This is a genomic window from Leifsonia xyli subsp. cynodontis, assembly GCF_050632205.1.
Taxonomy (GTDB): Bacteria; Actinomycetota; Actinomycetes; order Actinomycetales; family Microbacteriaceae; genus Leifsonia; species Leifsonia xyli_D.
Genome location: NZ_CP192578.1, coordinates 3001332 through 3010253 on the forward strand (window position 1 = coordinate 3001332; position 8922 = coordinate 3010253).

The 8922-nt window shown below is 72.1% G+C and carries 13 protein-coding genes; 8 read left to right on the forward strand and 5 right to left on the reverse strand.

The genetic code is table 11. The features are described from left to right. Positions 1-5: 5 nt before the first annotated feature. On the reverse strand, positions 6-935 hold the full coding sequence (locus ACQ86M_RS14970) for an aldo/keto reductase (protein WP_431246011.1): 930 nt from the start codon (positions 933-935) through the stop codon (positions 6-8). 84 nt (positions 936-1019) lie between these two features. Between ACQ86M_RS14970 and ACQ86M_RS14975 the strand changes: the two genes are divergently transcribed. Together ACQ86M_RS14975 and ACQ86M_RS14980 are read left to right on the forward strand one after the other, a co-directional pair. Further along, positions 1020-1292 carry a TetR family transcriptional regulator gene (locus tag ACQ86M_RS14975; RefSeq protein ID WP_431246012.1) on the forward strand — a complete coding sequence of 91 codons (273 nt, stop codon included), beginning with the start codon at positions 1020-1022 and terminating at the stop codon, positions 1290-1292. Positions 1293-1301: 9 nt separating this feature from the next. After that, on the forward strand, positions 1302-1835 hold the full coding sequence (locus ACQ86M_RS14980) for a hypothetical protein (RefSeq protein WP_431246013.1): 534 nt from the start codon (positions 1302-1304) through the stop codon (positions 1833-1835). Between the two features lie 9 nt (positions 1836-1844). On the opposite strand, the gene ACQ86M_RS14985 is transcribed toward ACQ86M_RS14980, so the two are convergent. Then, the gene (locus ACQ86M_RS14985) at positions 1845-2195 is read right to left on the reverse strand and encodes a hypothetical protein (protein ID WP_431246014.1); all 351 of its coding nucleotides are present in this window, start codon (positions 2193-2195) and stop codon (positions 1845-1847) included. A gap of 69 nt (positions 2196-2264) precedes the next feature. On the opposite strand from ACQ86M_RS14985, the gene ACQ86M_RS14990 reads away from it, so the two are divergent. Together ACQ86M_RS14990 and ACQ86M_RS14995 are read left to right on the forward strand one after the other, a co-directional pair. Beyond that, complete coding sequence (locus tag ACQ86M_RS14990; RefSeq protein ID WP_431246015.1) at positions 2265-2798, forward strand: TOPRIM nucleotidyl transferase/hydrolase domain-containing protein; 534 nt, start codon at positions 2265-2267, stop codon at positions 2796-2798. A 9-nt stretch (positions 2799-2807) separates the two neighbouring features. After that, positions 2808-3320, forward strand: coding sequence for a tetratricopeptide repeat protein (locus ACQ86M_RS14995; protein WP_431246016.1), 513 nt, complete (start codon positions 2808-2810; stop codon positions 3318-3320). A gap of 19 nt (positions 3321-3339) precedes the next feature. Here the strand turns inward: ACQ86M_RS14995 and ACQ86M_RS15000 are convergent, their stop codons facing one another. From ACQ86M_RS15000 to ACQ86M_RS15010, 3 genes are all read right to left on the reverse strand, one after another. Beyond that, positions 3340-4155, reverse strand: coding sequence for a TspO/MBR family protein (locus tag ACQ86M_RS15000; RefSeq protein ID WP_431246017.1), 816 nt, complete (start codon positions 4153-4155; stop codon positions 3340-3342). A 45-nt stretch (positions 4156-4200) separates the two neighbouring features. Then, positions 4201-4989 (reverse strand): putative protein N(5)-glutamine methyltransferase, encoded by a 789-nt coding sequence (locus ACQ86M_RS15005; protein WP_431246018.1) that lies wholly within the window; start codon positions 4987-4989, stop codon positions 4201-4203. A 147-nt stretch (positions 4990-5136) separates the two neighbouring features. Then, positions 5137-5748 carry a flavodoxin family protein gene (locus tag ACQ86M_RS15010; RefSeq protein WP_431219416.1) on the reverse strand — a complete coding sequence of 204 codons (612 nt, stop codon included), beginning with the start codon at positions 5746-5748 and terminating at the stop codon, positions 5137-5139. A gap of 87 nt (positions 5749-5835) precedes the next feature. On the opposite strand from ACQ86M_RS15010, the gene ACQ86M_RS15015 reads away from it, so the two are divergent. The 4 genes from ACQ86M_RS15015 to ACQ86M_RS15030 all read left to right on the forward strand — a co-directional run bounded on the left by ACQ86M_RS15015 (position 5836) and on the right by ACQ86M_RS15030 (position 8854). Beyond that, entirely contained in the window at positions 5836-6174 is a 339-nt protein-coding gene (locus ACQ86M_RS15015) for a hypothetical protein (protein WP_431221501.1), read from the forward strand. A 93-nt stretch (positions 6175-6267) separates the two neighbouring features. Beyond that, positions 6268-6549 (forward strand): hypothetical protein, encoded by a 282-nt coding sequence (locus ACQ86M_RS15020; RefSeq protein ID WP_431219417.1) that lies wholly within the window; start codon positions 6268-6270, stop codon positions 6547-6549. Positions 6550-6608: 59 nt separating this feature from the next. Then, positions 6609-8138: an FAD-dependent oxidoreductase gene (locus tag ACQ86M_RS15025; protein WP_431246019.1), complete on the forward strand. Its 1530-nt coding sequence runs from the start codon at positions 6609-6611 to the stop codon at positions 8136-8138. 62 nt (positions 8139-8200) lie between these two features. Then, positions 8201-8854, forward strand: coding sequence for a hypothetical protein (locus ACQ86M_RS15030; RefSeq protein WP_431246020.1), 654 nt, complete (start codon positions 8201-8203; stop codon positions 8852-8854). Positions 8855-8922 lie beyond the last annotated feature (68 nt).

Below are 8922 nucleotides of genomic sequence, written 5' to 3' on the forward strand. Positions count from 1 at the left end.
GCTGGCTACGGCAGCGTGTGTCCCGCCGACGTGAACAGGCGGTACCATTCCTGCCGGGTGAGCGGGATCTCCGACCCTGCCGCCGAGTCGCGGACGCGCTGGGCGTTGGTGGTCCCGAGCACGACCTGCATGCCCGCGGGGTGGCGGGTGATCCAGGCGACGGCGATCGCGGTCGGCGTCACGGCGTACTTCTCGGCGAGCTCGTCGATGGCATCGTTCAGCTCGGCGTAGTTCTCGCGGTCGCCGAGGAACACGCCGTCGAAGAAGCCCTTCTGGAACGGCGACCAGGCCTGCAGCACGATGTCGTGCAGGCGCGCGTAGTCGAGGATGCCGTTGTCGCGCGAGATCGACTGGTCGAGGCCGGCCATGTTCGCGGCGACGCCCTGGGCGATGATCGGCGCGTGGGTGATGCTCAGCTGCACCTGGTTGGCGACCAGCGGCTGCGAGAGCGACCGCTGCAGCAGCTCGATCTGGCCCGGCGTCTGGTTCGAGACGCCGAAGGCGCGCACCTTGCCCGCGCTCTGCAGCTCGTCGAAGGCGAGCGCGACCTCGTCCGGCTCGACCAGGGTGTCCGGGCGGTGCAGCAGGAGGATGTCGAGGTAGTCGGTCTTGAGGGCCTCCAGGGACTCGTCCACCGTCCGGACGATGTGCTCGCGCGAGAAGTCGAAGAAGCCGTCGCGGATGCCGACCTTCGACTGGATGATCACCTGGTCGCGCTCCGAGGCGGGCACAGCGCCCGCGTCGCCGAACCGGCGTTCGCAGCCGTGGCGCTCGGTGCCGTAGATGTCGGCGTGGTCGAACATCGTGATCCCGGAGTCGCGGGCGGTGCGGACGAGGGTGCGGATCTCCTCGTCGTCGAGGTCGGAGATGCGCATCAGTCCGAGGACGATGTTGGACGCTTCGATGTCGGTCCGGGGGAAGGTGAACGTTCTCATGCCTTCCATCTAACCCCTCGTCAACCCCCTGTGCGGCGTGGGTTTCCACGCCTACCGTTGGCGAGGCTAGAGAAGGAGCCACCGATGACCATGACGCCCGACTTCCGTGTCGCTGTCGACGACTTCGCCGAAGAGACGGGCCTCCGGCGGCGTAAGCCCGCGGTCACCGGCTACATCGTGCACGCGCTGGGCCGCGACTTCCGCGTCACCGACGAGATGGCCCGCATCTTCCTGAACCAGGTGGAGCGGGTCGCTGCCACCGACTCGTCCGCCCTGGTGGTGCTGCGGCACGAGCACGGGGTCGAGTTGCTGCTCGTCACCGACGACAACTCCTTCTCCATCCGTACCGCCTCGTAGGCTCGTCCCGTGGAGCACGGGACGGACGAGGAGGCTGTCGCGCGCATCCGTGCGGACCTGCGGGATGCGGTGCATGCGCTCACCGCGGCAGGCGCCCGTCAGGAGGCGCTGGCGGAGTTCGTGCCGGCGCGGCGGCAGTTCCTGATCCGGCGCGAGCCCGCGCTGAGGCGGATCGGTGCGGTGTGGCGGCTGGGGGTGTTCCTGCTGGATGCGGACGCCGTCCTGCGGGCCACCGGTTCGCTCGTGCGGGCGACGCCACCCGGGCGGCCGCAGGGCCTGGCGCGGTCCATGGAGGAGCGGCGGGCGCTCCGGGCAGCCGCCCAGCGCGGCGGCTTCCGCGACGGCGAGACGGTCGACTTCGATGCCCCGGTCATCCCGCTCGACCCGGCGTCGCTTCGGGATGCGGACGGGCCGCTCTTCCTGCGCGACGGGCGGGCGCTGGTGCGTTGGAGCCCCGCCGCCGCCGATGCGGACGCCCGGGACTTCGGCGGCTACCTCGCAGAGCGGGTGGACCTGCTGGCCCACCCGCCCGAAGGGGCCTGACGGTTCCGCTCAGACGGCCGGGGCCGGGGACGCGGGGCCCGCGTCCGTGCCCGAGTCCGTGCCGGCGCCCGAGGCGGAGGTCGAACCCGAGCTGGAGCTCGACGCGCTCTTGCCGGTGACCTGGTCGATCTTGCTGGTGGCCTTCTCGGTCACCTTGCTGACGGTCTCACTGACCTTCTCGCCCACGTCGGACGCGGCGCGCCCGGCGAATCCCTTCACGTCGCCTTTCACGTGCTGCACGGTGTCGGAGTCCGTGAACCCGCGCCACTTGCGGCGCAGATCCTCGTAGGCTCCGCGGCCGGCGCGCGAACCGATGATGAACCCGACGGCGATTCCTGCGGCAAAGGTGATGATCTTCATGGCCAGCACCGTACGCGCCGGGGGCCGACCGGAGAAGTGCTGGAAGCTGGGCAGGAGCACAATGTCAGCGTGACCCCACAGCCCGAACGCGGCGCCGCCATCCTCGTCGAAGGGGCGAGCGACCGCGCGGCCGTGCTGACCGCCGCAGGGCTGCTCGGGGTCGATCTGGCGGCGGCGGGCGTCGACGTCGTCCCGATGGGCGGTGCGATGAGCGTGCGCCGGTTCGTCGGCGAGCTGGGTCCCGGCGGAGCGGGCCGGCGGCTGCGCGGGCTCTGCGACGCCGGGGAGGTGCGGTTCTTCCAGCGCGCCGGCCTCGCGCCCCACGCGGTCTTCGTCTGCCGACCCGACCTGGAGGCCGAGCTGCTGCGCGCACTCGGGCACGCACGGACGGAGGAGGTGCTCGAGCGCGAGGGCGACCTGCGGTTGTTCCGGATGTTCCAGCAGCAGCCCGCCCAGCGCATCCGCACGCTCGACCAGCAACTGCACCGCTTCCTCGGGACCACCTCCGGACGCAAGGAGCGGTACGGCGCGGTGCTCACCGCCGCCCTGGGGGCTGAGGAGCTGCCCGTGCCGCTCCGCGAGGTCGTCCTGGCGCCCGGCTAGGGTGAGGGGATGCCGACCACCGATCCCGCCCTGCTCGACCGGCTGCACGTCCTGTTCGAGTCCCGCGACCGCGACGACATGGCACCGACCATCCACGCCCTGCTCGCGGTGCAGGCGGAGCATCCCGACGACCCGAACGTCTTGTACGAGGTCGGCGGCGCCTACGACACCGCCGGCGAGGAGGAGACGGCCGCCGGCTACTACGAGCGCGCCCTCGCCGCCGGGCTCGAGGGCGACACCCTGCGCCGCTGCCTGCTGCAGTACGGCAGCACGCTACGCAACCTCGGGCGATTCGACGACTCGCTGGCGGCCCTCGACCGAGCGCTCTCGCTGTTCGCCGACTCGCCCTCCGTGCGCGTCTGGCACGCGCTGTCGCTCCACGCCGCCGGGCGCAGCGACGCGGCGGTGGCGGAGCTGATGGAGGTCGCGGCCGATGAGATCCGCACGCCCGATCTGCAGCGCTACCAGGCGGCGATCCGCGGGAACGCCGAGTACCTGCGCGAGGTCGACGCCGCGCGCTGAGGGCCGCGGCTGCCGAGGACTAGCGCCGACGCGGAGAAGAGCCGCGAGCGACGCGCACCGCGAGCGTCACGAGCAGTATGAGGGCGGCGGCCGCGAAGGCGGTGATGGCGACCGGCGCGGACGGTAGCGAGCCGGTCAGCCGCGAGACGCCGATCCAGGCGAGACCCCACGCCGAGGCGATCGACGGGGCGAAACGGCCGCGGTCCCACACGGCCAGCGCGCAGCCGATCACGGTGAAGAGGGCGAGCATCCCCATCGCCCAGGCGTGCGGGCTCGCGCCGAACCCGTCGAACCCGAGCGTCTGCAGCCACGATGTCGCGTTGGCCACCGTCGCGATCATGACCCAGCCGAGGTAGAGGCCGATCACGCCGTCGAACAGCACGGCGTCGGCGGTCGACTCGGCGGGGTGACGGCGCAGGATGACGAAGGTCACGATGAGCACGGCGAGCAGCGCCACGATCGCCGCGACGGAGACGCCGAGCTGTCCGGCCTGCACCGAGAGGATCCACGCGGCGTTCAGCAGCAGAGACGCGAGCACCCAGAAGCCGGCACGGCGCTGGCGCTCCCGCGCGGCCTGCGACGGCAGCGCCTGCCAGATCGCGTACGCGACCAGCCCGGCGTAGATCACCGACCAGATCGCGAAGGCGGGGCCGGCGGGGGCGAGGAGAGTCGCATCCGCACTGAGAGCGCCGCCGGCGACCTCCGGGATGGGCGTACCGCCCGCGGCGCCCGACCCGATGAACGCACCGACGAGGGCGACCACCGTTCCGGCGATGACGAGGGTCTGGCGGACGCGGTCGACCGGCATGGGCCGCGCGGCGGCGAGCGTGCTCATGCACCGCACGGTAGTCCCGAGCAAGGCGGGGGTGAAGGGACGGATTCAGCGCGGTGCGACGGCCAGGACGACGGTCGAACCCCGTTCGTCGTCCGTCTCGATGCCGGTCGAGAGGCCCGCGGCGGCGAACAGCCCGGCGGAGACCTCCGCCTGCTCCATACCCGCCTCGATCAGGAGGGTGCCGCCCGGCGCCAGCCACGCGGACGCCTCGGCGGCGATCCGCCGATGCAGGTCGAGCCCGTCCGCGCCCCCGTCGAGCGCCGTGGCGGGCTCGTGGTCGCGGGCCTCCGGCGGCATCAGCGCGATCGCCTCGGTCGGCACGTAGGGCGCGTTGACGGCGAGGACGTCGACGCGCCCGCGCAGCGCGGCCGGGAGCGCGGCGAACAGGTCACCCCCGAACACACGGTCGGCGGGAAGGTTGCGCCGGGCGCACCGCACGGCGGCGAGGTCGATATCGGCGGCGTAGACGTCGGCCGCCGGCACCGCATCCCGCACGACGGCCCCGATCGCCCCGACGCCGCAGCAGAGGTCGACCACGACGGCTCGGCCGTTCCGCTGCGCGGCGTCGCGGGCGAGGCCGGCCGCCCGTTGCGCGAGGAGCTCGGTGCGCGCGCGGGGGACGAAGACCCCGGCGTCCACGTGGAGGCGCAGGCCGCAGAACGCCACCCAGCCGAGGAGCGGCTCCAGCGGCTCACCGGCCACCCGGCGCGCGACGAGCGCTTCGAGTTCCGCGTCCGACCCGGCCGCCTCGATCAGCAGACGGGCCTCGTCCTCGGCGAAGACGCATCCCGCCGCCCGCAGGCGCGCGACGATCTCGGGGTCCGGTGCGGGCACCCGGCCATGCTAGCCGGGGCCGCGCAGCGCGGCGGCGTCGTCCGGGCGGGGCGCGTCGGCGCCGAGTCGCGACATCATGTCACCACTCGACGCCCGAAGGCGCATCCACTCACCACTCGAGCGGCGAGCGTCTCGAGCGGCGCGAGCTCAGAACGGTTGCGCCGTGAGCAGGCGGGCGAGGTGCGCCGCGTTGTTCGCCACGACGGCGTTCTGGCTGGCGACCGCCTCCGGCGTCTCGTCGAGGTCCTTGTAGTCGACCGATCCCATCGCTTCGCCGTTCCAATACGTCGAACCCTGCGACGGGATGCTGAAGCCCACGTCGTTGAGGCCCTGGAAGAGGTCGGCGATGATGGCGTGGGCGCCGTCCTCGTTGCCGACCACTCCGACGATCGCGACCTTGCCCTCCACCAGCGGCCGGCCGTCCTCGTCCGTCTCCGAGAGCTCCGCGTCGAGGCGCTCCAGCGCACGCTGCGCGACGGACGAGAGGTGCCCCATCCAGGTCGGGGTGACCATGACGAGGATGTCGGAGGCGATGATCTGCTCGCGGATGTGCGGCCACTGGTCGCCCTCGCCCTCGTCCAGCTCGACCCCCGGCTTGATGTCGTAGTCGGCCAGCCGGACGGCCGTCCCGGTGACGTCGTGAGTGGCCAGTTCGTCGAGGAGCTGGCGTGCGAGGAGCTGGCTGCTCGACTCGTTCGGCGACGGCTTCAGGGTGCAGACGAGCGCGAGGGCGGTCAGGGGACGGTTCTCATCGGTCATGGTCGCGAGTGAACGCGCGGCTTCGAGTATCCGCAAGGCTTCGCAGCCGACCTTGACCTCTCGTGCAGGAGATCGTATGGATGGGTGATGAAGCGCATCCACTATGCCAGCGGGTCCCTCCTCACCGGAGACGACATCGCCGACGTCATCGTGCGCTTCGCCGCCGCCCTGGCGCACAACAACGAGGCCGCCGAGGTGGAGGCCCCCGCCGTGCTCGAGGACGGGCGCGCGGGAGAGGTGCTCCTGCTGCTCGGTCCCGCCAGCCAGATGATGGCGGAGGAGGAGCAGTACGACGGGCCGGAGCTGCGGGACGAGGGCTTCGTGACCGCATTCGAGGAGAAGATCGCGGCGCTCGGCCCACGACGCGCCACCTTCGTGTCGAACGGCACGGAGGATCTTCCCGACATGGACTACGACCTGCTCTGACAGGTCCCGTTTCATTCCCGATACACGAGTGCACTGGTGCTCTCCGGCCCACCGCGTACTATCGGGCGAGTAACCGACGACCGGGAGAGGGTAATGCAGGTGTTCCACGTCTACATTGACGACCTGAGGTTCACCTTCGTCGACCGTGCGCCGGTCGAGGAGTTGAAGAGCAGCGTCGTCCAGGCAAGCAGGAACGACGGCGACTTCGTCTCCATCACGCAGTCGAGCCGGCCGCCGAGCGAGATCTTCGTCACCGCCCAGACCAAGGTGCGAATAGAGACCGCGACCATCCCGCGCGACCCGGTGTCCTCGGGGGCCGCGTCGGGCGAGGACGACGACGACGCCTTCTGGTTCGACTTCGATTCGCTCGCGTAGCGAACCCTGCGCCCCGTCGACCGCTTCCGCCCGGAGCCTCGGCGGGGGATGCTCGTCTCATGCCGACGACGTCCCTCTGGCTCCAGACCTCCCCTCACATCGCCACCGACTCCTTCGAGTGGGACGGCGAGTACGACACGATCGTCGTCGGCGCGGGCCTGACCGGGCTCGCCACGGCGCTCATGCTGTCCCGCTCCGGGATGCGCGTGCTCGTTCTCGAAGCGCGCACGGTCGGCGCGGTCACGACGGGCAACACGACCGGCAAGGTGAGCCTGCTGCAGGGCACCACGCTCTCCTCCATCCGCCGCCACTCCTCTGAAGCCGTGCTCTGCGCGTACGTGGACGGCAACACCGCCGGGCAGGGCTGGCTGCTCGACTTCCTGGAGGAGCAGCGGGTGCCGTTCGAGATCCGCGACGCGGTGACGTACGCGACGACGCTGGATGGGCTGGACAAGCTGGATGCCGAGCTCGCCGCCGCCCGCATGGCCGGCCTCGACGCGGTCGAGGAGCGCACCACGGAGCTGCCGTTCCGGGTGGAGGGCGCTCTGACGCTCGCCGCGCAGGCGCAGGTGCATCCGCTGAAGGTGCTCGCCGCCCTGGCGTCCGAGCTGCGCCGGCTGGGAGGGCGGATCGTCGAGGGCGAGCGCGTCACCGACGTCTCGGCGTCGAAGCCGGCCGTCGTCACGAGCACCTCGGGCACCTCCCGCGCCGACCAGGTCGTCATCGCGACCGGCACGCCCATCCTCGATCGCGGCCTGTACTTCGCCAAGGTGGAGCCGACCCGCTCCTACGTCACGGCGTACCGCGTTCCCGGCAGCATCCCGCAGGGGATGTACCTCTCTGCGGATGCGCCCACCCGGTCGCTGCGCACGGCGGCGGGTGCGGACGGCGACCCGCTGCTGCTCGTCGGCGGCAACGGGCACCCCGCCGGACGCGCCGATTCGCCCGCCGAGAAGCTCGCTGACCTCTCCGCATGGGCGGAACGCACCTTTCCCGGCGCGGAGCGCACGCACTGGTGGGCGGCGCAGGACTACCGGTCGGCAAACCGGGTGCCGTTCGTCGGCTGGTTGCCGCGCGGGCGCGGGCGCGTCTACCTGGCGACGGGATACGACAAGTGGGGCATGACGAACGCGATCGCCTCCGCGCTCAGCCTCACCGCGGACTTGACGGGCGACACGTTGGAGTGGGCGCGCGTGCTGCACCACCGCGTCACCCGCCCGGTCGACATCGCCTCGGGCGTCGCCATGAACGCCGCTGTCGGCAAGGCGGCCGTGTCGAAGTGGGCCGCTGCGCAGACGGCGCCCGAGCTCGACGACGAACCGGTCGCGGAGGGAACCGGCACCGTCGGCCGCCGCGGGCGCACCCCGGTCGCGGTCTCGACGGTCGACGGGACGACGTGCGCACTGACGGCGGTGTGCACGCACCTCGGGGGCGTGGTGCGCTGGAACGACGCCGAGCTCTCCTGGGACTGCCCTCTGCACGGCTCCCGCTTCGCGCCCGACGGCACCGTGCTGGAGGGGCCGGCCACGCAAGCCCTCGCCCCGGCGCCGGCCGTCCGGGCGGAGGAGCCGGCGGCAGGGGCGTCCTAACGGGCCCGGGCTCCGGATACCAGGCCTAGTCAGGCCGTTCTCGGCGGGAGTAGGGTCGCGCCATGACGAATCCTGACGACGAGAGCACGCCGCGCCCCGCCGGAGCCGGCGGGGCGGGCGAGCCGTACACCCCGCCGCCCGCTTCCCCGGCCGCAGGCGAGGGCTTCCCCGCCGCTCCGCCGCCCCCGCCCGCGTACCCTGCCGGCGCCACGCCCGCGTATCCTGCGGGCACCACGCCGGACGGCGCAGCCGTCGCCGCGCCGACCGAGCCGCCGCGCACGGTGAACATCGCGTTCTGGCTGTTCATCGCCGGAGCGGTGCTCAGCGTGATCAGCGGCATCATCACGATCGCCACGATCGGCTCGCAGCGCGCGCAGTTCCTCGACGCCATCCGCAACTCCAGCCAGGCCAACACCGGCAATCCGCAGAGCCTGGCCGACGCGGTGATCGCCGGAGCGACCACGTGGGCCGTCGTCACGCTGATCTTCTGGGCGGTCGCGTTCGTGCTGTTCGCGTTCTTCATGCGCCGCGGCGCGAACTGGGCCCGCATCGTCCTGACCGTGCTGACCGTGCTCTCGCTGCTCAACATCATCAACGGCTTCGGCACCGGCTTCCTGCAGTTCGCTGCAGCGGTCGTGGCGGTCATCCTGATGTTCCTCCGTCCGTCCAACGAGTACTTCGCCGCGGTGCGCGCCTCCAAGGCACCGCGCGCCTGACACCAGCACCCCGGCGTCCGACGCCGGCGCGGCCCGCGGACACCCGTCCGCGGGCCGTCGTCGTGTCC

What these genes read in the sequence shown, in the direction of transcription:
- ACQ86M_RS14970 (WP_431246011.1), bottom strand. Translation starts at nt 935, where the DNA reads ATGAGAACGTTCACCTTCCCCCGGACCGACATCGAAGCGTCCAACATC.
- ACQ86M_RS14975 (WP_431246012.1), top strand. Translation starts at nt 1,020, where the DNA reads ATGACCATGACGCCCGACTTCCGTGTCGCTGTCGACGACTTCGCCGAA.
- ACQ86M_RS14985 (WP_431246014.1), bottom strand. Translation starts at nt 2,195, where the DNA reads ATGAAGATCATCACCTTTGCCGCAGGAATCGCCGTCGGGTTCATCATC.
- ACQ86M_RS14995 (WP_431246016.1), top strand. Translation starts at nt 2,808, where the DNA reads ATGCCGACCACCGATCCCGCCCTGCTCGACCGGCTGCACGTCCTGTTC.
- ACQ86M_RS15000 (WP_431246017.1), bottom strand. Translation starts at nt 4,155, where the DNA reads ATGAGCACGCTCGCCGCCGCGCGGCCCATGCCGGTCGACCGCGTCCGC.
- ACQ86M_RS15010 (WP_431219416.1), bottom strand. Translation starts at nt 5,748, where the DNA reads ATGACCGATGAGAACCGTCCCCTGACCGCCCTCGCGCTCGTCTGCACC.
- ACQ86M_RS15015 (WP_431221501.1), top strand. Translation starts at nt 5,836, where the DNA reads ATGAAGCGCATCCACTATGCCAGCGGGTCCCTCCTCACCGGAGACGAC.
- ACQ86M_RS15020 (WP_431219417.1), top strand. Translation starts at nt 6,268, where the DNA reads ATGCAGGTGTTCCACGTCTACATTGACGACCTGAGGTTCACCTTCGTC.
- ACQ86M_RS15025 (WP_431246019.1), top strand. Translation starts at nt 6,609, where the DNA reads ATGCCGACGACGTCCCTCTGGCTCCAGACCTCCCCTCACATCGCCACC.
- ACQ86M_RS15030 (WP_431246020.1), top strand. Translation starts at nt 8,201, where the DNA reads ATGACGAATCCTGACGACGAGAGCACGCCGCGCCCCGCCGGAGCCGGC.